This window comes from Gardnerella greenwoodii 00703Dmash (assembly GCF_000263635.1).
Taxonomy (GTDB): Bacteria; Actinomycetota; Actinomycetes; order Actinomycetales; family Bifidobacteriaceae; genus Bifidobacterium; species Bifidobacterium greenwoodii.
The window spans coordinates 55,464-79,831 of the sequence record NZ_ADEV01000006.1; the positions used below are offsets into that span (position 1 = coordinate 55,464).

18 protein-coding genes are annotated in these 24,368 nt (G+C 44.2%); 8 read left to right on the forward strand and 10 right to left on the reverse strand.

What is annotated here, in order from left to right; all coding sequences use genetic code 11:
* Window positions 1-50 precede the first annotated feature (50 nt).
* The 4 genes from NG78_RS03590 to NG78_RS03575 all read right to left on the reverse strand — a co-directional run bounded on the left by NG78_RS03590 (window position 51) and on the right by NG78_RS03575 (window position 5,942).
* Window positions 51-401 carry a hypothetical protein gene (locus tag NG78_RS03590; RefSeq protein WP_004574747.1) on the reverse strand — a complete coding sequence of 117 codons (351 nt, stop codon included), beginning with the start codon at window positions 399-401 and terminating at the stop codon, window positions 51-53.
* Window positions 402-613: 212 nt separating this feature from the next.
* The gene (locus tag NG78_RS03585) at window positions 614-3,301 is read right to left on the reverse strand and encodes a glycoside hydrolase family 31 protein (protein ID WP_004574748.1); all 2,688 of its coding nucleotides are present in this window, start codon (window positions 3,299-3,301) and stop codon (window positions 614-616) included.
* Window positions 3,302-3,340: 39 nt separating this feature from the next.
* A complete protein-coding gene (locus NG78_RS03580) occupies window positions 3,341-4,117 on the reverse strand; it encodes a TraX family protein (RefSeq protein WP_004574749.1) in 777 nt (258 codons plus the stop codon).
* Window positions 4,118-4,235: 118 nt separating this feature from the next.
* Window positions 4,236-5,942, reverse strand: a complete 1,707-nt coding sequence (locus NG78_RS03575; RefSeq protein WP_004574750.1) for an alpha-amylase family glycosyl hydrolase — start codon at window positions 5,940-5,942, stop codon at window positions 4,236-4,238.
* A 260-nt stretch (window positions 5,943-6,202) separates the two neighbouring features.
* On the opposite strand from NG78_RS03575, the gene NG78_RS03570 reads away from it, so the two are divergent.
* From NG78_RS03570 to malQ, 5 genes are all read left to right on the forward strand, one after another.
* On the forward strand, window positions 6,203-7,432 hold the full coding sequence (locus NG78_RS03570; RefSeq protein WP_004574751.1) for an extracellular solute-binding protein: 1,230 nt from the start codon (window positions 6,203-6,205) through the stop codon (window positions 7,430-7,432).
* Between the two features lie 173 nt (window positions 7,433-7,605).
* Complete coding sequence (locus tag NG78_RS03565) at window positions 7,606-9,006, forward strand: carbohydrate ABC transporter permease (protein WP_004574752.1); 1,401 nt, start codon at window positions 7,606-7,608, stop codon at window positions 9,004-9,006.
* Entirely contained in the window at window positions 9,003-9,923 is a 921-nt protein-coding gene (locus NG78_RS03560; RefSeq protein WP_004129320.1) for a sugar ABC transporter permease, read from the forward strand. The genes NG78_RS03565 and NG78_RS03560 overlap by 4 nt, the downstream gene beginning before the upstream one ends.
* Before the next feature lie 373 nt (window positions 9,924-10,296).
* Window positions 10,297-12,306 carry a type I pullulanase gene (pulA, locus tag NG78_RS03555; protein WP_004574753.1) on the forward strand — a complete coding sequence of 670 codons (2,010 nt, stop codon included), beginning with the start codon at window positions 10,297-10,299 and terminating at the stop codon, window positions 12,304-12,306.
* A 193-nt stretch (window positions 12,307-12,499) separates the two neighbouring features.
* Entirely contained in the window at window positions 12,500-14,743 is a 2,244-nt protein-coding gene (gene malQ, locus NG78_RS03550) for a 4-alpha-glucanotransferase (RefSeq protein ID WP_004574754.1), read from the forward strand.
* 154 nt (window positions 14,744-14,897) lie between these two features.
* Here the strand turns inward: malQ and NG78_RS03545 are convergent, their stop codons facing one another.
* From NG78_RS03545 to NG78_RS03535, 3 genes are all read right to left on the reverse strand, one after another.
* Window positions 14,898-15,503 (reverse strand): DUF624 domain-containing protein, encoded by a 606-nt coding sequence (locus NG78_RS03545; RefSeq protein ID WP_004574755.1) that lies wholly within the window; start codon window positions 15,501-15,503, stop codon window positions 14,898-14,900.
* A 192-nt stretch (window positions 15,504-15,695) separates the two neighbouring features.
* Window positions 15,696-16,529, reverse strand: coding sequence for a carbohydrate ABC transporter permease (locus tag NG78_RS03540; protein WP_004574756.1), 834 nt, complete (start codon window positions 16,527-16,529; stop codon window positions 15,696-15,698).
* Entirely contained in the window at window positions 16,526-17,380 is an 855-nt protein-coding gene (locus NG78_RS03535) for a carbohydrate ABC transporter permease (RefSeq protein WP_004574757.1), read from the reverse strand. The genes NG78_RS03540 and NG78_RS03535 overlap by 4 nt, the downstream gene beginning before the upstream one ends.
* Before the next feature lie 300 nt (window positions 17,381-17,680).
* Here NG78_RS03535 and NG78_RS03530 point away from each other — a divergent pair, with 300 nt between their 5' ends.
* Window positions 17,681-18,694 carry a LacI family DNA-binding transcriptional regulator gene (locus NG78_RS03530; RefSeq protein ID WP_004574758.1) on the forward strand — a complete coding sequence of 338 codons (1,014 nt, stop codon included), beginning with the start codon at window positions 17,681-17,683 and terminating at the stop codon, window positions 18,692-18,694.
* Window positions 18,695-18,932: 238 nt separating this feature from the next.
* On the opposite strand, the gene NG78_RS03525 is transcribed toward NG78_RS03530, so the two are convergent.
* The 3 genes from NG78_RS03525 to NG78_RS03515 all read right to left on the reverse strand — a co-directional run bounded on the left by NG78_RS03525 (window position 18,933) and on the right by NG78_RS03515 (window position 22,856).
* Window positions 18,933-20,279: an ABC transporter substrate-binding protein gene (locus NG78_RS03525; RefSeq protein ID WP_019260508.1), complete on the reverse strand. Its 1,347-nt coding sequence runs from the start codon at window positions 20,277-20,279 to the stop codon at window positions 18,933-18,935.
* 273 nt (window positions 20,280-20,552) lie between these two features.
* Window positions 20,553-21,968 carry an ABC transporter substrate-binding protein gene (locus NG78_RS03520; RefSeq protein WP_019260507.1) on the reverse strand — a complete coding sequence of 472 codons (1,416 nt, stop codon included), beginning with the start codon at window positions 21,966-21,968 and terminating at the stop codon, window positions 20,553-20,555.
* 177 nt (window positions 21,969-22,145) lie between these two features.
* Window positions 22,146-22,856 (reverse strand): histidine phosphatase family protein, encoded by a 711-nt coding sequence (locus NG78_RS03515; protein WP_004574761.1) that lies wholly within the window; start codon window positions 22,854-22,856, stop codon window positions 22,146-22,148.
* 172 nt (window positions 22,857-23,028) lie between these two features.
* Between NG78_RS03515 and NG78_RS03510 the strand changes: the two genes are divergently transcribed.
* On the forward strand, window positions 23,029-23,484 hold the full coding sequence (locus tag NG78_RS03510; RefSeq protein WP_004574762.1) for a DUF4235 domain-containing protein: 456 nt from the start codon (window positions 23,029-23,031) through the stop codon (window positions 23,482-23,484).
* A 70-nt stretch (window positions 23,485-23,554) separates the two neighbouring features.
* Entirely contained in the window at window positions 23,555-24,337 is a 783-nt protein-coding gene (locus tag NG78_RS03505; RefSeq protein WP_004574763.1) for a nitroreductase family protein, read from the forward strand.
* Window positions 24,338-24,368 lie beyond the last annotated feature (31 nt).

A 24,368-nucleotide genomic window follows, 5' to 3' on the forward strand; every position in this document is an offset into this window, starting at 1 on the left:
TTGCTTTTCTTCAGTTTGCTTTACTTGAGTCTTTTCTACTTCAGGCTTCTCTACCTTAGTTTGCTTAACGTCCTTCTTAGAAGGCAGACCCCCCCCATTTGGTTTTCAGGAGTTTCAGTCACATTTTTCTTCTGAACCTGCTTATCGTTAGCTTGTTGCGCATTCTTCTGTTGCTCGCCTTTTTGAGCATCACTTTGAACAACCTGTGAATCTTTCACCTCTGCAGCTTTTGCAATATTCGCAGGAGTAATGCTAAAGGCTAACGCAGCACCGGCAAGCACTCCAGCAGCGCCTATAGTAAGCGCAGCCACTTTGCGTGTATTCACAGCTTTCGCAATAGCGCTGCTAACAGAAGCATCCAAGATTACCTTGCTCTCACGCTTTACAGACTTTGAACCCATAATTCCTCCTCTTCAAAATGCACTTATGCTCTCTAGGCTTTAAATTATGCCTCGTACGCATTTAAAAATGCATCCAAATATGCGTAAATGTATATTTCTGCATGAAGCAATCTTTTAGCGTATTTTATTGCGTCCATGCAGCCCGTTAATGATGAATTGTACCATTTCAAAGTCAATTTTCATAGGGTCTGTTTGCCAATAAACAGACCTACTCACTCAACCGAGCGCAGCAAAATCTCCTCAAGCGCATGCTTTACCGAAACAGGCAGCGTGCAACGCCATTGCGCCCACTTCACTACGGAAGGCTGATCAGTTGCGTAAGCGTTAAGCATATCAACGCTGTTGCGATACTTTTCTGCTTCCGATTCGTTTTCATATTCAAGAGTTGAGATTGCAGCAATAGCGCTTGCACTTCCGCCAGCATCTCGCACTGCGTCAAAAGCCATTTCCTTACCGCGGTACGGCACTTGCGCTTGAAGCAGGAATCGGTAAGCGTCTCCAACTTTAGGGTCGGCAGCGATTTGCAATCCGCCGTCAACAATTACGCGAACTTCCGAACGAGCTGGCACGTCTTTCACAGAAACCGACAAGCTCAAAGTCGACTCTTCGCCTTCGTAAGAAACCGCAAACTCGCTTGCGTTAAGCTCTCTTCCCTCCACAAGTACGCGCACGTGCGCAAAATCTGCACAAGCAACTCCTCTAAATACAACATTCCAGTTGCGTTTTTGCGGCACAGATTCTACGGCAGCATCGCATCCTGCAACACCGGAAATAATAAATTGCGAAGAACCATTGCCGTCTCGCCACACAAAATTCATACGTGTATTAGCAGTATTTCCAGCAGACGCTGCAGCAAAATCGCCGTTATCTTCTCGCATCACAAATTCGCCGTCAGCTCCAGGGAATGCAAGAACACGCAAAGATTGCGGATTTTCAATACTATTAACCGCTTCAGCAGCCTCAGCACTACGCTCGCAATCTGCAACTTCCGGCAAAACTTGCAGAGGTACAATCGCTCCAGCGCGCGCAAAAGCCGGAACGCGGTCAAGCGAGCGCCACGCTTCAAATCTGCGGCCATTCCAGCCGCGAGACACATACCTGCGCCCGTCAAACAAATCGTACCAATCACCTTCCGGCAACCAAACTCCAGCACATCCGCTCAAAGCAGCCGCGTCGTTAGGCGAAACAATCGGCGATACTATAAGCTCGCTTCCAAAACGGTACTCGTTAGGAATTTCGTAAGCCATTCCAACTTCCGGCGACTGCCAGTACATTGGCTCAATAATCGGCCTGCCATCAAAAGCCGCGCGATAATTCATCGTATAAACGTATGGCAAAAGTTCCGCGCGCAAACGAAGCATTTTCACCATTGCTTCGCGAGTCTCGCGAGGGAAATTCCACGGCTCTTTTCCAGCAAATGGCGAGCAGGTAGAGTGCAAACGATTAATAGGACTAAACGCGCCGAAAGCGTACCATCGCGCTTCCAACTCGTTGTTGCGCACGCCAAGCATGTGTCCGCCAATATCGTGACTCCACCATCCGTAGCCAATATTGGAAGCTGTAGAAGTGAAGTAAGTTTGGAAAGCAAGCGAATCCCAAGTAGTAACGGTATCTCCCGAGAATCCAACTGGGTAGCGATGCGAACCAGGACCAGCGTAACGAGAGAAAGTAAGCGGCCAACGGCCTTCGCGCGCAGCGTCCTCGTAGTGCATGTGGTTAAGCATCCAAAGCGGATCCAAGCCAGGCTCACGCGTCACTCCACCCTGCTGCCAGTCAATCCACCAAAATCGCACGCCTTCATCTTCCATGCGGTGATGCATGTTGAAGTAAGCCTTCACAAACTGCGGATTTGTTAAATCAAATTCCACAGCTTTGCCGCTTGCCAGATCAATGCCAGCATCTTGCGCAACTTGCGGATAATCTTTTTCAAACGCACGCACGCCGTCGCGCGGATGCAAGTTCAAAGTTGGAGACAATCCAGCAGCGTTAAGTTTACGCAAAAAAGCGCGATGATCCGGGAAAAGCTCCTCGTTCCACGTATAGCCCGTCCAACCAGAACCATACTTAGAATCAACATCCGTCACATGCCAATCCATGTCAATAACAGCCGTGCTAAAAGGTATGCCTTCACGCTTAAAACGATTATGCAATTGCAAATATTCGTCTTGACGGTAGCGATAGTAGCGGCTCCACCAATTGCTTAGCGCAAAACGCGGCAGCAGCGGCTGAGCGCCCGTAAGCTTATAAAAGTCTTGAATTGCTTGAATATAGTGGTGTCCATAGCCAAAGAAGTACAAGTCTTTATATCTTCCAGTTTGTTCGCTAACTTTTTGCGCACGCGACTTAACCCAAGCCCCATACGGGTTTGGTTTGCCATTTATTTCCTCAGCTGGCACAATTTCGCAAGTTGCAGAATCGTCTAAAACAGACCATCCGTCGCGCGAAAGTATTCCTTTACCGAGTTTTACCGGGCCGTTAGCCTGATCCAAAGTTCTAAAAGTTCCAAGAAGATTCCCCGGGCACGCGTCTCCGTAATGCCACGTATTAAACTGCGTGCACGGCACTCCGCGCACAACAATACTTAAACCTTCTTTGCTAAAAGCTTCGCAATTATAAGTAAGATGCAGCTTTTCAGTTTCGACTTCCAGCCATCCATTTTCGTTTGTGCGCGCACTAAATTGCGGCTGAGCGTCAGCACTTTTGCGAGCAAAATTGCGGCAGATTACAGTTTGCGTAGGATTGTCAACAAACTTTCCATCATCGCTCCATTCAAGACGCAACAGCGAATCTGTAATAACTGTAATTCGCCACTTTTCGCCTTTAATTACCTGAGTATCCTGAGCCTTTGCGTTTGAGTCGGCTGCGTACTTATAAAAAATTCCCAACTTAGAAGATTCCATTATTTTGCACCTTTGCTTTTTATTAATTTGCGCACGCTTCTATTTGACGAACACTGCAAATAATGCTGCAATCGCCAGCATTACCGGGTACCAAGCGTACATAGCCCAACGAAATGCTTGCGAATCCTTATGCCCGTCACCATAAGGGCTGCGATAGTGCAACACTGCCACACCAATGCCTGGCGCAAGCATCGACATGGCGCCAAACATGCCGGCAATCAGCTCCATGCGAATTTCATGCTTTTGCATCAGCTCAAAAATCAGCACAAACACAAGAAATATTGCGCCTCCCCAGAAAATTTGCTGACGCACATAAACTTTGCCAATAATATTCCACAATAATCCTGCAATTACTACCGCAACATACGCAGCACCGCGAGAAAAACCGTTAAAACGCTCTCGAACCATGTCAATCCCAATAAGAACAAACAGCGCAATTACCAGCGCAAACACTGGATTTTGCGAGCGCAAATCAAACGCACAACCGGATGTAGTAAGATCGTACGGAACTTCGCAAATTACTGCCAAAATCAAAAGTCGCAATATGTAAAGATTCACGTTATGCGTATTGTGATACCCGCGCATAAGAATCCACGCATACCATGGCAGCGCAGTCCAACTAACTACTTCGCAAAGAACCGCGAATGTAAGAGCAAGCATGTTATCTTTGCGCAAGCCGCCGAACAAATGCGGTATTACGGGAGCGCTAAATGCACTAAGCATCATCATGAATGCGCCAAGCATTTTAAACTTGCGCAAAGTAATGCCCATTTTTATGTTTTTATCTGCACGAATTTTAGGCTTTAGCACATCCATGACTTGCACTCCCTTGTTTTCACGCGTTGTTTTAAGTAGCGTCGTTCTAAGTAGCGTTTGCTTATTTTTTACTGCTCTGTTTTACTACCGTTTATTGTATCGCAGTATTTATTACGACTTAAAGCGGCAGATTGAATATTGCGAAACTTTGCGCGCCGAGTTTCAAAGAATTTCCATCGCTTAATACTTCGCCAATTTTTAGCAAAGGATTTTCGACTGCTTCCTGAGTAAGATTTGCCAGCGCTTCAAACGGTACTGTTTCTGCGTTTACTCCAGGGTTCATAACAACGATGCTTCTTTCTGAAGCTGATTCTCCCTCGTTATTTTTTGCGCAACGCTCGTAAGCAAAGCCGCGGCCGTCAACAGGAGCATACAGCACTCTCCAAGAAGCGTCAGCTTGTAAAGAAGCGCGCTGATGACGAAGCGCAATAAGCGAGCGCACCCAAGAAAGGAAGGAATTTTCGCAATTAATTTGCGCAGAAACTGTTGTAATTTCGCCACTTTCCACTGCTTGTTTGCGAGAATTTGCGCAAGTTCTTCCATCTGCTCGCGCTTCAACAGGCAAGTATAATTTAGATTTTGCAGCTGTTGAGAATCCAAGATTTTTTGTGTCATCCCACTGCATTGGCGTTCGCGTGCCGGTTCTAGCATAGCCGCCTTCTTTTGTTGGAATATCGCGATATTTCATGCCGATTTCGTCGCCGTAATACACGAAAGGCACGCCAGGCATTGTAAGCAGCATGCCAAAAGCGACTCTGCGCTCACGCTCATTTAGGCGCGGAGCCATGCGCGGCGTGTCATGATTGCAAGTGATGAAACTAAAGTAGCCTTGATTACAGGTTGACTCATACTGCGGGCAGTAGTCGTCTAAGAATGGGCAAATGCTTCCGCCGCCTCGCGCCGAAAAGTAACTGTGATCATGCTCAGGATTACTGTCTAAAGCGTTGTCAACATCCCTAGCCAAACGCGCATAACCGTTAGGATTCCCATCCCAACGCCAGCTTAAATAAAAGTCCATGTCGAATCCGGCAGCAAGAGCCTGGCGAGGCCTTCCCCATTCGGACACAAAAGCAGCATCAGGATACTCTTCTTTTACAGCGCCCAGCATTTCTTGCCATGCGTGAATCGTATTATCTTTGCCAAGACTTCCTTCGCCATTATTGTCATCGTTTTTTACAAGCGAATCAGCCATATCAACACGGAAACCGTCGGCACCGAGCGAAAGCCAAAAACGCATAACATCAACCATTGCGGCGCGAGTTTCGGCAGCCTCTTTAGAATCAGGCGAAGATTGCCAAGCTCGATCCCTATGCGCAAAACCGTAGTTTAATGCCGGCTGACATTTGAAAAAGTTTAGAATATACGTTGCGTCGCGCTCGCTTTCGCCGCCAATAAATGGCATAGAATAGCCGCTAAACGCACTATCAGTCCAAATGTAGCGCTTACTGAACTCATTTTCTTGAGCTTTTGAACTTTCTCGGAACCATTCATGTTCTTCACTAGTGTGACCTGGCACTAAATCAAGCAAAATATGCATTCCGCGAGTGTGAGCTTCGTTAAAAAGATGCTGCAAGTCTTCGTTAGTGCCGTAGCGAGCAGCCACTTTTTTGTAGTCACGCACGTCATAACCAGCGTCTTTAAAAGGAGAATCATAGCAAGGATTAAGCCAAATTGCGTTGCAACCAAGCGATTTTACATAATCTAATTTTTCAATAATTCCCTGAATATCGCCTATGCCATCGCCATTTGCATCATAAAAACTTTGCGGATAAATTTCGTAAAAAACCGCGTCTTTAAGCCATTGTGCGTGATTATATAATCCCATTGTTTTACCCTTCTTTTGTTGCTATATAAAGTTTATACGACGACACTTTAAAAAACATATTATTCGAAAAAATACAAATAACCCGCCACTCATTTGCAAACGACATAATATCCGTGTATACTACACATTGCTTACGAACGGATTTTTGTGAGACTTGTGACGCTGCTCTACGCAGCTATCGCGATGTTGCGCCACAACGAAATCCGTTACTACGCCACCAAATGATGTGCCAATTTTTGGCATGATATAGGAGGTCAAGGATGACGAATATTAAGAAGATGCTGGGTGCAGGTCTTGCTGTTGCTACATTGTTTGGATTTGCAGCTTGCGGTTCTAGCACAAATAGCGATAATAAGGCTGCCGAGTCCGGCCCTGTTCAGCTTACAGTTTGGTCTGCTTCTGAAGATCAGAAGGCAGGCGGTTGGGTTGACACCGTCGAGAAGGAATTCCAGAAGGCCAATCCAAACGTTAAGTTCAAGAACACTGTTGTTGAGCCACCAAAAGCTGCTGAGTCTGTAAAGAAGGATGCAAAGGCTGCTGCTGATGTTTATCTCTTCCCTAACGATCAGCTTGGCGACTTGGTTAAGGCTGGCGCAATTGGCCAGTTGAGCGATGACGCTGTAAAGCAGGTTAAGGAACAGAACGAAGATACTTTGGTTAATTCCGTCACTGCTCAGGACGGCAACATGTACGGCGTTCCTTACACCGGCAACACCTGGTTCATGTACTACAACAAGGCTAAGTTCTCCGCTGACGATGTAAAGTCCCTCGACAAGATGCTCGAGAAGGGCAAGGTTGCATTCGATCTTAGCAACGCTTGGTACCTCCCAGGCTTCTACCTCGATGGCAACATGACACTCTTCGGCGAGAAGGGCACTGACGCCAAGGCTGGCATGAAGCTCGGCGACAAGGCTGCTGAAGTCACCAAGTATATCGCAAAGCTTTTCGCAAACAAGAACTTCGTTCTTGATGGCAACAGCGTTGGCTTGAACGGCCTCAAGAGCGGTAAGGTTGACGCTTACTTCTCCGGCTCTTGGGATGCTGCTGATGTAAAGAAGTCTCTCGGCGACAACTACGCTGCTGCTGCTCTTCCTACCTTCAAGACCGAATCCGGCGAACATCAGATGAAGTCCTTCGCTGGTTCTAAGGCTGTTGCTTACAACCCTAACTCCAAGCACCCAGAGATGGCTGCTAAGTTCGCTGCATTCTTGGGCTCCAAGAAGTCCCAGCAGATTGCTTACGAGAAGCAGGGCGTTATTCCTTCCGACAAGTCTCTTGCTGATTCCGTAAAGTCTGATCCAGCTGCTGTTGCTCAGATGGAAACCATTGCTAAGACTTCTGTCTTGCAGCCAGCAATCCCTGAGATGGGTAGCTTCTGGGAGCCAATGGGCAACTTCGGTAAGGCAATTGCTAATCATGAAGTTACCGAAGCAAATGCTGCTGACAAGACCGCTGACTTTGCCAAGGGCTTAGCTGGCGCCGTAAAGTAAGCATTTACTTTCGATAATTAAATAAATTTATATAAATGCGTAAGTGAAAATTACAAGTAACTTGTGCATTTGCAAATAGCACGCCCCAGTCCCCACTCTAGTGAAAAGGGGCCGGGGCGTGCTATTTATATATACTTCTCTAAAGCACTCACTGTTTATATGAAAGGTATGTCATGACTGGCACGACATCCACAAAGCGAGAAAGGCGCCAGAAGAAGACGTCAAATATAGAACGCTTTGCTCCTTCACCATATTCACTGAAAGAGGCTGCAGAGCACGCAGACATTCTTTCGTGGATTTCCGTTATTATCTTTGGTTTCGGCACTTTTGTTCGCAAACAGTTCATTAAAGGCATTTTGTTCCTTCTGTGCGAAGCTGTTCTTTTTGGATTCTTATTCACAACCGGTGCAGAGTACCTTCCAAAAATTCTTACGCTTGGTACAAAAAAGCAAGGCAAGATTAAAGTCAATGGTTTCTATCATTACACTGCCGGCGATAATTCTGTAGAAATTTTGCTGTACAGCGTTATGGCGATTGCAGCAATTATCGTGCTCATTTACTTAGCAACGCTATCTCTACGCAGCGCTTATAAGGCACAGGCTATTACAGCAAGCGGCCAAAAGCCAGTAAACTTTATTAAAGACGCTTCGTCTTTGCTCGACAGCAAAGCGCACATTGGTTTAATGACGCTTCCAACCGCAGGTATTGTTCTCTTCACCATTTTGCCATTGATCTTCATGATTTCTATGGCATTCACCAGCTACGATAGGAAGCACCCAGTTCTGTTTACTTGGACTGGATTAAACAACTTCTTCGCGATTGGTAACGCTAAGAGCTCTATTAACGCAGCTACATTCTTCGACGTTTTGCTGTGGACTCTTATTTGGGCATTCTTTGCAACATTCCTGAACTTCTTCTTCGGTATGTTTATTGCAATGATTATTAACCGCAAGTCCACTCGTCTTAAGGGATTATGGCGTACTTGCTTCTCTCTTACCATTGCAGTTCCACAGTTCGTGTCCTTGCTTGTTATGAACAACATGCTTCAGCGCAATGGTGCTATTAACAGCATCCTTCTGGAAAACCATTGGATTTCTCAACCTCTTCCATTCTTCCAGGATGTGACTTGGGCTCGCGTAACAGTTATTCTTATTAACCTTTGGGTTGGTATTCCATTCACGATTATGCAGATTACGGGTATTTTGCAGAATGTTCCTGCAGAACTTTACGAAGCTGCAGAGCTCGATGGTGCAAGCTGGTGGCAGCGTTTCATGAACGTCACTATGCCATACATCATCTTCGTGATGACGCCATACTTGATTACAACCTTCACTGGTAACATCAATAACTTCAACGTTATTTACCTCTTGTCTGGCGGCGAACCGACACCACTTGATTCTTCCGCAGGTAAGACAGATTTGCTTATTACTTGGCTCTACAAGTTGACAGTGGATCGCGGAGACTACAACATTGGTGCTGTTATCGGTATTATGACGTTCATTGTTCTAGCCGTCGTAGCACTTATTACGTATCGCAACTCTGGATCTTATAAGAACGAGGAGGGATTCCGGTGAGTAATAAAAATACCGCTATGCAGCAAGAACCTGTTGTACACAGCACTCGTAGCGTCTCTCTGTTTAAAGATCAACGTATACGAAGAATAATTGGAGATATTTTCTCCCACCTATTCTTGGCTGTACTGTCGATTATTTGGTTGATTCCAATTGTTTGGGTTTTCTTGGAAAGCTTCAACAAGAACGAATCTCCATTCCAGAAGACATTCTTCCCAACAGAGTATTCGTTCAATAACTATATTCGCTTGTTCACCGAGCGCGAAGCCTTGGACTTCCCGCGCATGTTCTTGAACACTTTGGTTGTGTCCATTTTCGTGTGCATTATTTCCTTGCTCTTCGTACTTGCCGTGTCGTTCTGCATGTCTCGCCTTCGCTTCCGCGGACGTAAGACATTCATGAATATTGCTTTGATTTTGGGCATGTTCCCAGGCATCATGGCAGTTATCGCTATCTACTTCATTTTGAAGGCTCTCGGTTTGACGAATGGTTCGGTTGTTCTAATCGCACTTATTATCGTTTACTCTGCAGGTAGCGGCGCCGGCTTCTACGTTATGAAGGGCTACATGGATACCATTCCAAAGTCTTTGGATGAAGCTGCTTACTTGGATGGCTGCACTACTTGGCAGGTGTTCTACAAGATTATCCTCCCAATCTGCAAGCCTATGATTGTGTTCCAGGCAATTACAAGCTTCTTGGGCCCATGGCTTGACTTCGTTATGGTTAAGACGATTGCCAACAGCCAGGACAACTACACTGTTGCTTTGGGCTTGTGGAAGATGCTTGATAGGGAATTCATTAGCCACTGGTTTGCACGATTCTGCGCAGGCGCTGTGTGCGTTTCGATTCCTATTGCAATCCTGTTCATCATCATGCAGCGCTTCTACGAAGAGTCCATGTCTGGCTCCGTTAAGGGCTGATATTCTGCAAGTGATTTGTAGGATTTAAAAAAAGATGAAGGCCGAGGCGCTTTCGAGCGTTTCGGCCTTCTCTATTACACAGATCAGCACATCAAAAAAAGTAACTAACTAAATAATTAAATAAAAAATTAAATAGTCGAGGCTAAAAATAATCTAAAATAACTTAAGCTACCCGCAGTTTGACTCAAAACGATACTGGTTACAAAACCTTACTGCATTAAGCCAAATAACGCTCGAATAAAGTTGCGTAAAAATAAAAATTCCAACCAATAAATTAAAAATAAGTAAATCGTAAAATTTAATATCACACTTAATTGCAAGACATACAGTAAGATAGTACTTACGAAATAACAAAATAAGAAGGATATTACACATGACGTTCCAATCTTCGGCAACCTGGCCAGTGTACGAAGGTCCTCTCGGTTTTACTTTGAACTCAAAGTCCACAACTTTCACCATGTGGGCTCCGACTGCACAAACTGTAACTTTAAGACTTTTTGAAACAGGCAATAACAGCGAACCTACTCAAACACACGAGTTAAAACCGCTGCACGACGGCGCTTGGCGTATTAATTTCCGCAAACGCTTGGACGGCATATACTACGATTATCTCATCGCTTTCCCTGATGGCACTGTAAATCGCACAAGCGACCCTTGGGGTATTGCAAGCGGCGTAAACGGCGAGCGCAGCCTTGTTGTGGACGAAGAGCGCATATCTCCTGCCAATTGGCATAAAGATAAGTCCCCTAAGTTTGTGCGCCACGCAATGGTTGTGTGGGAAACGCATGTTGCTGACTTCAGCAACAACTCTAATGGCGGTTTTAAGCCGGAGCATCGCGGTCAGTATCTCGCGTTTACCGAAGAGCATACAACTTTACAAAAACCAGATTCTTCCGACTGCAACTTCCCTACCGGATTGGATTATTTAAAGAAGCTTGGCGTTACTCACGTACAGCTTGAACCTATTTACGATTTTGCAACAGTTGACGAAGCTGCAATCGACAATGCGCGCAAAAATGGTGCTTCAGCCGAAGAATTAGATTCTCTATACAACTGGGGTTACGATCCTCACGCTTATAACGTTCCTGAAGGCGCGTATTCCAGCAATCCTTACGATGGCACTGCACGTATACGCGAATGTAAAGCAATGATTGCATCCCTGCACGCTAATGGTCAGCGCGTAATTATGGATGTTGTGTACAACCACATGTACCGTTCCGCAGAAAATGCTTTTGAATGTGTTGCTCCTGGATACTTCTGCAGGCGTAACGCAGATGGATCATTCTCTAATGGTTCTGGATGCGGCAACGAAATGGCTTCTGAGCACCCTATGTTCCGCAGGTTTATTATTGAATCCTTGCTGCATTGGGCGCGCTGCTACCATATTGACGGCTTCCGCTTTGATCTTATGGGTTTGACGGATACTGAAACCTTAAATCAGGCACGAGCTGCATTAGATGAGCTTCCTGGAGGCAAAGATATTGTTATGTACGGCGAACCTTGGGGCGCTTCAGACCCTGCTGCCGACGAAGCAATTTCTTTGGGAAATAAGGAAGGACGTCATACTCTTAACGAGCGCATTGGCTGGTTTAGTGACGAATCTCGCGATTCCCTTAAAGGCAATGTTATGAATCATCGCGACCGAGGCTATGTTAATGGCAACGAATTTTGGTGCTGCGATGCTGCTCGTCAAGCGTTGGATGCGTGGAGAGATACGCCTTCTGCAGGTAAAGAAGTTGGCCAAATCGTTCAGTACACTTCTGCTCACGACGATTTAACTTTGTGGGATAAGCTTTGTATTTCTATGCGCGACAATGCTGGCGATTTTGAGTTTAATGCACAAGACAAGCAGCAGGTTGCAGATATTTTGAACGCGAATATTTTTGCAGCCGGAATTGTTCTTTGCTCTGCTGGAATCCCATTTATGCTAAGTGGAGAAGAGTTTGGACGGACTAAGCACGGTTGCGATAATTCTTACAATAGAGGCGTTTTGCTAAACCAGCTTGATTGGGCGCGCGCTGAACAATTCAAGCCTTTAGTTAATTGGTATAAGGATCTTATTGCGCTTCGAGCAGAATACAGCGCATTGTACGACGGCAAGCGAAAGCAGCTTACTACATCTAATCGCACTGTTTTAGCTACTAGAATCGGCAATAATATTACTGTTTGCGCAAATCCTATGTATCATGAAGACGCAACTGTTGAGCTACCAACAATTCACAGCACAAAGTCTAAGGGCTGGAATTGCATACTTAATTCAAACGATTATTATTCCGAGTGGACGGGCTCTAAGCCTGAGTCTGACGTATGTATTGCAAATGAAGAAAATAATACTACTCTGCATTTGCCAAGCCGCACTTTCGTAGTGCTTAGTGCTAAATAACTGCGTTTTAAAAAACTGACACCTGATATCGCAACGCTAATTTGCAAACGATATCAGGTGTTTATATAATTGACAGACAGAGCGTATTTCAATCCAGAGATGTATTGAGTTGCACTCTACCGCCATAGTGGCACGTTTGGCACGCTTACGACGACGTTAGGGATGTGCCAGATTAATAGATAGAAGGAGCACCATGAGCAAAACAGCTAACGGCACAGCTGACACTGATAAGCCTATGGAAGAAAGCGCTGAGCGTCTTGCACGCCCGCTTATAAAACTTGCAAAAGCATGCGGTGTTGCCACTTTTTATATTGATCAGCAGGGAAGCTACACAGAGATTACAGACGAAGCATTGGTTGGAGTGCTTGACGCCTTAGGAATGCCTGCTGACACTCAAGATAATATAGCGTCATCGTACAAGCGAGTGCAGGCTAAAAGAGCCAGTGAACTACTTCCTCCAACTGTAGTTTCATTTAACGGCACAAAAACTTGTGTACCAATTCACGCTGGGGATGCTAAGCCGGAAGATATTAGACTTTCGCTTACTCTTGAAGACGGCACTGATTACGAGGGCAAATTAGGAAGTATCCTAACCGAGGACGACGGCGACCTATACGCTGAGCTCCCTGACGATTTGCCAATGGGATACCACACTTTGCATGCGCAAGTAACGAATAAAAACGGCGAAATCTCGCAGCATGCAGACGTTACCTTGATTGCCGCTCCGGCACGCATTCCTCTTCCACAAAGCGTAAAGAAGCAGCACCGTTGGGGCTTTATGACGCAAATGTATTCTGTGCGTTCAAAAGACTCTTGGGGCATTGGCGATTATGGCGATTTGCGTCGCCTACTTAAGGATGCTGGCGAAATCGGCAAAGCTGATTTTATGCTGATTAATCCAATTCATGCATGCGCTCCTGTAACTCCACTTGAGCCTTCGCCATATTTGCCTGAATCGCGTAGATTCTTGAATGTTACGTATATTCGTCCGCAAGATATTCCAGAATATGCTGAATTGAGCGGCGAAGATCTTGCTAAAGTTGAGCAATTACACGAGTCTATTGCGCCTCAAAACAACAATCCAAATCCTATGGATATTAACGCTGCTTGGGACGCTAAGCTTCCGGCTCTGCGCATAATCTTCAAGCAGCCTCGCTCTGCAGAACGCGAGCGCGAGTTTACTGAGTTTAAGCATCGCTCCGGTGAAGATCTTGATGCTTTTGCCACCTGGTGTGTTGCTTTTGAAGTTTGGGGCGCTCCTTGGGGAGAAAACTTGTGGTTTGACACTACCAGTAAAGGAACTCCGCAAATTGAACGACTTAAGCGCGAGCATGCTGATTTGTTTGAATTCCATCGTTGGCTTCAGTGGATTGCTGACGAGCAGGTTGCTGCAGCTCACGCTGAAGCTAAGGCTGCAGGCATGGCAATTGGCCTTATGCAAGACATGGCTGTTGGCGTGCACGGCTACGGTGCTGACGTTTGGTGGAGCCCAGAACGATTTGCTAACGGCGTAAGCGTTGGTGCTCCTCCTGATTTCTACAACCAGCAGGGCCAGGATTGGGGCCAGCCTCCGTTTGATCCAAATTACCTGGACGAAACCGGCTATATTGCTTACCGAGATATGGTTCATAACGTGTTCTTGCATGCTGGAGCTGCACGAATTGACCACGTTCTTGGACTTTTCCGCTTGTGGTGGATTCCGCAAGGCCAGGGAGCAAGAAACGGCGCATACGTGTACTACAACGTAGACGCAATGATTGCAGTTCTGACTATTGAAGCAACTCGCGCAGGCGGTGTTGTTATTGGCGAAGATTTGGGAACTGTACCGAAGTATGTTTCTAAAGTTCTTGCATCTCACGGCGTTCTTGGAACTGTTGTTGAGTGGTTCACTCACGACGATGATGCAGAGGCTGAAACTAAGAAGGCTGGAAAGAAGCAGATTATATTTGCCGATCCTTCTAAGTATCGCGAGTACGCGCTTGCATCCGTTACAACGCACGATATGCCACCTACAGCGGGTTATCTTGCGTTTGAGCATGTAAAGCTTCGCGAACAGCTTCACCTGCTTACAGACTCCGTAGAAACCTTCCAAGAGGCAGCTCAAGCTGAGCGTGATGCAATGATGAAGATGCTTCTTGAGGGCGGCTGGATTAGTAAAGAAGCTGCCGAGGATGTTGAAAATCACGTGCAAGAGATTGTTGAAGCTATGCACGCGATTATGCTCACTTCCCCATCTTTGCTTTTGCAGGTTGCTTTGGTTGATGCTGTTGGCGAGCGCCGCTCTCAGAATCAGCCTGGCACTAGCACGGAGTATCCAAATTGGCGTATTCCGCTTGCTGATGCAGATGGTCGCGTAATCCACACTGATGAAGTATTTAAATCACCACGAGTGCTTTCTATGACAGCAGTTATGCGCGGCGAAAATACAAGGAAGTGAGTATAATTAAAACGTTGGTTTACTGAAAAACTGACTCAATTCCCCGCAAGGAATGTGGTTTGCACAGTAGCAAATTAAAAATATTTCTTGCAATGATGTCCTATGTGAGGCGAGTATCTACGATGATGCTCGCCTCATTAATTATTTGCACAAACTACTTCTTAATATACTTTGCGAAAACACGCTCCAACAAAGGCGTGTGAAGCATAATAGTCGATCCCCAACCGATGAATAATAGCAAAGGTAAACCTTGCGGAAAGTAAATAACTGATGCAGCCACAAGACCTATAAAAATAGCGTCAATAATAACCATTCCAAGCGTTGCTTGCCAGTATGCAACGCTGAAAATAAAAGCATTCAGAATAGTTTTGCCAATGGAATTTTCAAAACGCGCTTGTAATGCAAAAACCCATTCTGCTATAAGAATCCAGATTATGCTTATTGCAAATTGCGGGATTAAAAGCGGTGGTATTCTAACTGCAATCCAAGCCCATAATATAAGAGCTAAAAACGGAGCCATTACAATCCAGATTACAGTTGATTTCAAAAAGTTGCTGGCAAAAGCGCGGAAGTAGGCAGAAGTCATGTGCCCTTCCGCATTTTCTACACGTCTTGCAGCATCGTGCGCTGCGCTAACAGCTGCACCAATGGTAATTAAAGGTATGCTAGTAACAATCATTAGTATGGTAAGCCACACTGTATTAGCAAATGTTTCCATGCCTTGCGCAAACTTTGAATCCGGGCTTCCAAACGAGAACATTTAATATATCTCCTTTACGCTTTGTTTGCGCTATTTATAGCTGACTTACTGACAGTACTTACTGGCAGTACTTACTAGCAACACGTACTAACAATACCCCTACCAACAATACAATGGTGGTGACTTACAAATCTTACGACCGTAGTCACCACCATTATTTTAGCCACTTGAGATTTTGGAGGAGAAGAAATCTCAGCCTTTTACCGCACCTGACATAACGCCTTTGATAATATACTTCTGGCAGATGAGGTAGAAGATAATAATTGGAAGAATGGCAAGAACCAAGCAGCCCATCATGGCGCCCATTTCAACGGAACCATAGCCACCCTTCAAATACTGAACTGCAATCGAAACCGTCTTGTACTTGTTCAAGTCCAAGGTAAGGTACGGAAGCAGGAAGTCGTTCCAAATCCACATAGTTTGCAGAATAGACACAGACACAATTGCTGGTCGCATAATTGGAATAATAATCTGGAAGAATATGCGCGGCACAGAAGCACCATCAATCATCGCAGACTCTTCAAGTTCTTGTGGTATTCCCTTAATTACACCAGTGAAAATGAACACTGCAAGACCAGCGCCGAAGCCTAAGTAAATAATCCACAATCCCCATGGAGTGTTCAATCCGAGCTTGTTAGTGATGTCGGAAAGAGTGAACATAACCATTTGGAATGGCACAATCATGTTAAATAGGAACAGCACGTAAAGCATTACAGCGAACCAATTGTTGACTCTAACAATCCACCATGCGCACATTGATGTGCAAAGCAGAATTAAAATCACAGCTCCAACGGTAATTACTATAGTCCACCAGAAGCTCATTATAAGATTCGTACGCTCAATGCCTAGGGAATAATTTCCAAGTCCAATAAAAGACTTAGGGTTAAGGCTAAAAGGCTCACTAGCAATATAAATCTTCGACTTGAAAGAATTTATAAAAACTATAGCGATTGGGAAAATCCAAAGTAAGCTTACGACGGTAAAGAAGATTGTCCAAAGTACCGGATGCTTCATTTTCTCGTTCATGCCACTACCTCCTTAGACCTAGTAAGCATATTCTGAATCAAAGCAATAACAGCCACAATCACGAAGAACACAACTGCTTTTGCCTGACCAACGCCTTCACCATTTGTACGCCCGTAGAAAGTGTTGAAAATGTTCAAAGCTAACATTTCAGACTTATGCGAAGGCATACCGTTCGTCAAAGCCAAGTTCTGATCGAATAGCTTGAAGCCGTTCGTGACTGTTAAGAATGTGCAAACAGTAATCGAAGGCATCATAAGAGGTATTGTAATCTTAAACAGCGTTTGCATCGGGGTTGCACCATCAACTGCTGCAGCCTCAATAACATCTCCTGGAAGAGCTTGCAAACCAGCAATATAAATAATCATCATATAGCCGATTTGCTGCCAGCAAATAAGCAGAACCAATCCCCAGAAGCCATACACGGCAGAATATGTAATAGAACGGCCGAAGTATGCCAAAATACCATTAAGCACCAGCTGCCAAACATAGCCCAACACAATGCCACCAATAAGATTTGGCATAAAGAACACAGTGCGGAAAACGTTTGATCCACTGAACTTCTTAGTAAGCATGTAGGCAATTGCAAAAGCAATTACGTTAATAAGAATAGTTGTTACAACAGTAAACGCTACAGTGAACATTAGCGAATGAAGGAAATGAGGATCCTTAAACGCCTTAACGTAATTACGAACGCCAATGAATTTACTATCCGTAACAGCGTGGAATCTAGTAAAACTCAAATATACGCCCATAATAAACGGCACAACAAAACCAATAATAAAAGCCGCAAATGTTGGCAAAGCGAATAACGCCCACCATTTACGTATTGCTTTTCCGCTCATACTAATCATGACTCGTCAATTTCTCCTCCTTGAGTGCGACGTCACCATAGACGTCGATATCCGAACCAATATCTTCATTCTACTACATGAATGAGCGATGTCAAACGTTGTCATTTTCTTGCAAAGAATTTATAACAAATTACAATTCTATAATTAAAAAATTGCTTGCTATCATTGGCTTTTTAACAAAATCTGCTAAAATGGAAACGGTTGCAAACGTTTGTTTATTACGAACCACAAAAGTCCGTATCGAACAACCTAAACGATGCCGTGTTAAAACGTTTGGCGTATGGGAATAAAGGAGTTCACATGCCGGCAAATATTCAAGATGTTGCAGATAAAGCACACGTGTCTGTTTCTACCGTGTCTCGTTCATTTACACGACCAGATCTAGTTTCCGCTTCAACACGCAACAAAGTATTGGGAATCGCAGAAAAATTAAACTTTTCTATTTCCAAATCTGCAGCAGCATTAAAATCCGGACGAACTTTGCGCATAGCTTTACTTGTAAGCGATCAAATTCGCCTATGGTTCAGCGCATCTATTATTCAAGGTCTTAATCAAGTATTTCACAGCGCAGGCTACGATTTATCTATTTTCCAGATTTCTAGCATTGAAGAGCGTAACGAATTTTTCACAATGCTTCCAACTAGACGAAACGCAGACGCTGTTGTTGTATGCTCTTTTGACGTAAACACTAACGAAATTGAGCAGCTTAAAACTACAGGAGTGCCTATTGTTGGCATAAATTGCTTGCATCCTAAGGACTGCGATTTTGACGCAACTATTAATATTGACGATGATCAAGGCGCGCGGCTTATGGCACGCCACTTGATTGGATTAGGGCATCACAATATTGCATATGTTCGCACTACTCGCGATGTTTCACTACATTTCAGCGTATTGCAACGTTATCATTCATTTATTGACGAGTGTAAAAAGAACGCTATTACGCCAATTGAGATTGTTGCTCCAGCTAATTTAGACAGAATAAGCGCTATAGTTTCTATGCTTCTTGGAAACGCAACAATGCCAACTGCTATTGCTTGCCAGGAAGACGGAATTGCAATACCTCTTATGTTCCAGCTTGCTCGTAGCGGTTATGCAACTCCTAGCGATGTATCAATTATTGGTTTTGACGATAGTTTTTACGCTCACGAAACTGGTTTAACTACTATTAGGCAAGATCCGGTTGAGATTGCGGCAACTGCAGCTAAAATAACACTTTCGCTTATAAACGGTCAGAAAATTGACAATCCTTATAGAATTGTGCCAGCTCAACTTATTGTGCGCTCAAGTACAGCGGCTTTATTAAGCGAGTAAGCATTTTAAGTTTTATAAGTTTTATAGGTTCTCAATTTCACGGTTTTATAATTACACGGTTTAACAGTTTTACTGTTTAATAAGCAACATCGAAATAATAAACAATAACAAAAATCCGCTAGGACTTAACACTAAACTGTGTCAGTATCCTAGCGGATTCGCTTACGTCACCTTTGCTTACTTACGTCAGAGGTGCAACGTCTATTAATTTATTTGATATTAATTTATTTAATGAAGATTAGTCCTCATCTTCGTGAGCCTGAGCATATTCCTTAGCCCAGCCATCGACGAATGCAGTCTTGACCTTATCCCACTTGCCAGTGCCCTGAGCGTACTCAAGCAAAGCGGAGCCGAGATCATTCTTCCAGTTATCAGATGGCATCACGGTGAAGTTCCAGCTTACTGGGGTCTTACCGGACTTAGCATCTTCAACAGCAGCCTGAGTCAATGGATTGTCGGACTTAATATCTGCGAAGCTCTTGAATGGAGTGGTGAAGCCCATCTGCTTGGACAAAGCATCCTTACCAGCATCGGAAGTAAGCAACCACTTCAAGAAGTCCTTGGTGGCCTTCTTGTTAGCGTCAGAAGCCTTATCGTTGATGCACCAGTAATTCTCAGAACCGGTGGCCAAGCCCTGCTTCTCTTCGCCCTTAGCACCAATGTAAATTGGGAGCATGCCAAGATCTTCAGCCTTCATACCAGCCTTGGAGAGGTCACCCCAAGCCCAAGTACCATTCTGATAGAACACAGCCTTGTTCTGGGAGAATTCAGCGTTTGCATCTTCACCAGTCTTGGAGCTGAGCTGAGTTGCAGGAGTGGTGGAATCATTGATGTAAAGATCGAAGATCTTCTTGTAACCATCAAGGAACGTACCCTTAACCTTTGCAGGCTGCTTGGTAACGTGATCTTCCTTGAACTCGTAGTACAGAGGAAGATTTGCAAGGTGGGTCTTGAAGCGCCAGTCAGAGCTGGAATCGAAACCTGCAGAAGTGAATGCACCATCGACACCAAGATCTGCTTTATGAGCTTGAATGTCATCAGCAACAGCCTTCAACTTGTCGAAGGAGTTGATTTCTTCAGCAGACTTTACCTTTGCATCCTTAAGCTCGGTGTACTTCTTGAGCAAAGCCTTGTTGTAAATCAAGCCGTAGGTTTCCATTGCGTATGGAACACCAACAACCTTATCTCCATCCTTAAGAGCAATATCCTTGTTCTGGAGCTGGTTGTAAAGCTCGGTATCCTTCAAATCAGCAGTGTAATCCTTCCAGCTTGCGTAACCGACTGGGCCGTTAATCTGGAAGAGTGTAGGAGCTTCGTCGCCCTTGCTGATTTCGCTCTTCAAAGACTGCTCGTATGTACCAGAAGCAGCGGTCTGAACCTTTACCTGAACGCCAGTCTTCTTGGTATATTCCTTAGCAACTTCCTTCCACTGGTTTGCAACTTCAGGCTTGAAGTTCAGGAAGTAAACCTTGCCCTTCTCAGCGGCTTTTTCGCTGGAAGAGGAACCGCAAGCTGCGAGAGCGCCAAAAGCCATCGCTGAGCAAGCTACCAGTGCAATTGTTGACTTAATCGTACGATTCATCATCGAACCTTTCTCGTATGCCGACAATCCCTTCATTGGACTGCCACACCACTAGGTGTCCTTATCGACAATACTTATTATGCCTCAACTATTTGAATATTGCAAACGATGGCATAACCTAAATTAACGCGTGTCGCCATAAAAACGGCACATAATAATATATTTAATAAAATTGACAGATATTTTTGGAAATAATTAAAGGGATTACGCAATAATTTAGCAAACGATTGCGCAACCCCTTGAGGATTATAGTTTAAAACAAATTATTTAATTAAGCTAACCCTGCGCATGAGCAATCTTATATTCCTTAGCCCAGCCGTTAACGAATGCGGATTTAAGAGTACTCCACGCCTTTTCAGCGCCAATAGAAGTCATACCGTCTTTTGTCGCTTGAGCGTATGTAAGCAGATCAGAGCCAACATCGTCTTTCCAACCGTTAGATGGCATAGTAAGAAACACCCACTTAACAGGCACTTTGCCAGGCTTAGCAGTGTACTCAACAGCGGCCTGAACAAGAGGATTTTCTGCTTTAGGGAAACCTATGAAAGGAGTAGCAAAGCCCATCTTATTAGCTAAAGCATCCTTACCATAATTTGAAGTAAGTAACCAACTAAGGAAGGCATTAGTTGCCTGCTGATTCTTTTTTGAAGCCTTTTTATTAATGCACCAATAGTTTTCAGAACCGGTAGCCATACCTTGCTTCTCTTCGCCATTAACACCAATATAAATTGGTAGCATGCCAACATCGGCAGGCTTTATGCCAGCTTTTGAAAGATCACCCCAAGCCCAAGTACCATTCTGGTAGAACACAGCTTTACCAAGAGCAAACTCATAAACAGCATCCTCGCCAGTTTTAGTGCTTAACTGACTTACAGGAGTTGTGGAATCAGAAATATAAAGGTCAAAAATCTTCCTGTAATTATCAACATATTTTTCATTTATTCTCTGCGGCTGGCCTTCAACACCATCTTCCTTGAATTGATAATACAAAGGCATATTTGCAAGATGTGTTTTAAAGCGCCAGTCGGAGCTCAAATCAAAACCTGCAGACGCAAAAGCACCGTCAATTCCAAGCTCATCCTTGCGTTTTTGCAAATCGTCTGCAACTTCTTTCAACTTATTAAAATTAGTTATTTGATCTTCAAAAGATTTGCCGTCTTCTTCCGGCTTCAACTTTGCATCTTTAAGATCCGCATACCTAGCAAGCAAAGCCTTGTTGTAAATCAAGCCGTAATTTTCAGTAACATATGGCACAGCAACTGGTTTACCTTTATCCGTAAAAGCAAGATTTTTATTGCTAAGTTGCATATAAAGAGGAGAACTAGTTAGATCCGCAGTGTAATCCTTCCAGTTAGCGTAGCCCACAGGGCCGTTAATCTGAAATAGAGTAGGCATGCCATCTGGATTATTTTTATTTTTCTCGACTTCAGTTTTAAGTCTCTTTTCATACTGGCCACCAGTTGGTGTAACTATGCTTACTGTAACACCAGTTTCATCCGTGTACTTTCTAGCAACTTCTTCCCATGCAGCAGTAGCTTCAGGCTTCAAGTTGAAGAAAATAACCTTCCCATTAGCAGACCTATCGGTATTTGCACCAAAAGACTTAGAAAAACCAAAAGCAGCAAACGCGCAAGCCGCCAAAACAGCGCAAACCACTAGCGCAATAATCGACTTAACTGAACGACTCATCATCGAACCTTTCCACATACTGCTAATCTCTTCCAAACTAACTAATTACCACTATTGAATACTGTTTAAACCACAGTAGTGAACCAATACTACAGCAAACGCAAGACTCAAATATATAAATGTATCTGCAATAAAAATTGTGCAAATCACAATAAAATATCTGAAATTCTAATCTGCATTTCAGCAATTCCAATGCACGATTACATTGTCACCTTTGTAAGCACCCAACACAGAATAATGCGCCGTATCTAAGCGAAGAAGACGCGCAAATTCAGGATTTACTCCCAGCCAACGAGTTGTAAGTATTCGCAATACGTGCGCATGCGCAACCACAAGAACATCTTTGCCTTGCTTAAGTTTAGGCATTGCAACATCAATAACACTCTGAGTTCTTTCTGCAACCGCTTGCAAAGTTTCACCAGACGTACGATGCACTGAAACATTTTCACCATTTGGCAAAGTTTCTTTAGCATCAGTAATCATATGAGAAGGAAGAACTTTCGGACCATGCTTCCACACATCCCAAGACTCTACTCCACTTAATTCAGCAATATCAGCGCGAGTGCGACCTTCTGCTGCTCCATAATCCCACTCAACAACCCCTTCACACAAAGTATATGGAGAATATCCCGCACCCTGAGCTGTTTGCTGCGCGCGACGAAGCGGACTAACAAGCACACAATCTGGATTAAAACCTTGCGGAAATTCCTTACGCAAACGCTCCCCAGCTTCTTTTGCTTGCTCAACACCAACTTCAGTAAGCGGCAAATCTGTGCGCCCAGTGTGTTGGCCGGACACACTCCAAGCAGTTTGCCCATGACGAAGTAGCACTAAACGTCCAAGTTCTTCACACTTTTCATCATTCGATTCTTGAGTGCCATTAGTTTGCATAGCTTCACATTCCTTTAGCGCGCCAAGTACCCTTCTATCGCGCCGGGCGCCGCACAGCACGACTGATTTTTACGTAAACAATTCTCAAAATGCATCCACACTGCTGCAAATCAAGATTACTGTTCTATGTTACCGCCAAAATTGGTATTTCGTTACCACTAACATAGAAAATATGACGCAATTATCATCGGCAAATAATAAATACGCTCGCAATCATCGCGCAGCTCAGGCTACAGTACAGCGACTTAATGCAGCGAATCGTAAGATTGATGCGCTTCGCGAGCGCCGATTAAAAAACCCAAATACTTTAGGAGATTCGTTACTTAAAGCCGCACTCCCTTCTCTTGCAACGTTTATTGCCGGGCAGATTGCGCACGTAATATGGAAAAAACATGTTGATACTAAAAAGATCAATTTAAACTCTAATAATCGTCCTAACAATCTTTCTAAAGAAAAAATTGCACAAAAGCAGTGTATTAATCAAGAAGAGCCGTTGCTAATGTCTCTTGGATTTGCAGTATTTTCTGCGATTCTTACTACGATTGTGGGTCGCTTAGTAAGCAGCGGAACATTGTCTTATATTGCACGAAGGCAAAGAAAGCGTCAATTTAGAAAAAATAAATTCTAATTTTGAACAAATAAACTGAGAATGCAGAAATAAGCGAAATAAGAAAAATAAGATAAGGGACAAAAGAAACGTGCAAAACTTACGTCATAACGAAACTATTGATACTTTACTGAACCGCCGCTCAATTCGCGCTTTTAGCAATGAAGCAATTGACGAAGCCACGGTTGCAACTCTTGAAACCGTGGCTCAGCGCGCTGCTTGCAGCCAGTTTTTGAACGATTGGTCAGCGATTAGGATTACTGACGCTTCAATTAAGCAGAAGCTTTCCGAAATTGGCAATCAAACCTATATTGCTACTGCTCCGCTACTGTACGTTTTTATTATTGACCAACACAGAAACGCTGCAATTGCGCGAAAAAATGGCATCGATACCAGCAGCGATGAGTTTATGCTTAAAACTCGTTACCGCTTTACACAGGCTCAAAACGACGTTATTTTGGCGCTTCATGCCATGGAAACTGCCGCGGAATCTTTGGGACTTGGTTGCGTAATTCTTGGTTCAATTTTGAACAGTAGAACTCAGCTTATTGATATTTTGAATTTGCCTGAATACACGTACCCTGTTCTCGGCTTGGCAATTGGTAAGCCTGCGCAAAATCCTGAATTAAAGCCGCGAATGAGCGCTAACATGCAAATTTTTGAGAATACTTACCCTGCTGACGACGCTGAATTATTAGAAAATCTTGCTGATTTTGACGCTCGCGTGCATCAATACTACGATTTGCGAAACGCCAGCCGACCAGTTGACGCTTTTAGTGCGCAAATTGTTGCGTTAGCAACGGATAATAGCGCGAAAAAGCATGAGGCAGAAGATGTTGAGCAGGTTGCAAGACAAGGTTTTAATGTTGCTTAATTAGTTACGCTTTAACTTAGCGCAGCTTTAA

Bases quoted from the DNA above. Each gene is read 5' to 3' on its own strand.
- NG78_RS03510 (WP_004574762.1), top strand. From the start codon at position 23,029: ATGACGCAATTATCATCGGCAAATAATAAATACGCTCGCAATCATCGC.
- NG78_RS03570 (WP_004574751.1), top strand. From the start codon at position 6,203: ATGACGAATATTAAGAAGATGCTGGGTGCAGGTCTTGCTGTTGCTACA.
- NG78_RS03585 (WP_004574748.1), bottom strand. From the start codon at position 3,301: ATGGAATCTTCTAAGTTGGGAATTTTTTATAAGTACGCAGCCGACTCA.
- NG78_RS03525 (WP_019260508.1), bottom strand. From the start codon at position 20,279: ATGATGAATCGTACGATTAAGTCAACAATTGCACTGGTAGCTTGCTCA.
- NG78_RS03590 (WP_004574747.1), bottom strand. From the start codon at position 401: ATGGGTTCAAAGTCTGTAAAGCGTGAGAGCAAGGTAATCTTGGATGCT.
- NG78_RS03530 (WP_004574758.1), top strand. From the start codon at position 17,681: ATGCCGGCAAATATTCAAGATGTTGCAGATAAAGCACACGTGTCTGTT.
- NG78_RS03565 (WP_004574752.1), top strand. From the start codon at position 7,606: ATGACTGGCACGACATCCACAAAGCGAGAAAGGCGCCAGAAGAAGACG.
- NG78_RS03535 (WP_004574757.1), bottom strand. From the start codon at position 17,380: ATGATTAGTATGAGCGGAAAAGCAATACGTAAATGGTGGGCGTTATTC.
- NG78_RS03520 (WP_019260507.1), bottom strand. From the start codon at position 21,968: ATGATGAGTCGTTCAGTTAAGTCGATTATTGCGCTAGTGGTTTGCGCT.
- malQ (WP_004574754.1), top strand. From the start codon at position 12,500: ATGAGCAAAACAGCTAACGGCACAGCTGACACTGATAAGCCTATGGAA.
- NG78_RS03540 (WP_004574756.1), bottom strand. From the start codon at position 16,529: ATGAACGAGAAAATGAAGCATCCGGTACTTTGGACAATCTTCTTTACC.
- pulA (WP_004574753.1), top strand. From the start codon at position 10,297: ATGACGTTCCAATCTTCGGCAACCTGGCCAGTGTACGAAGGTCCTCTC.
- NG78_RS03515 (WP_004574761.1), bottom strand. From the start codon at position 22,856: ATGCAAACTAATGGCACTCAAGAATCGAATGATGAAAAGTGTGAAGAA.
- NG78_RS03575 (WP_004574750.1), bottom strand. From the start codon at position 5,942: ATGGGATTATATAATCACGCACAATGGCTTAAAGACGCGGTTTTTTAC.
- NG78_RS03545 (WP_004574755.1), bottom strand. From the start codon at position 15,503: ATGTTCTCGTTTGGAAGCCCGGATTCAAAGTTTGCGCAAGGCATGGAA.
- NG78_RS03580 (WP_004574749.1), bottom strand. From the start codon at position 4,117: ATGGATGTGCTAAAGCCTAAAATTCGTGCAGATAAAAACATAAAAATG.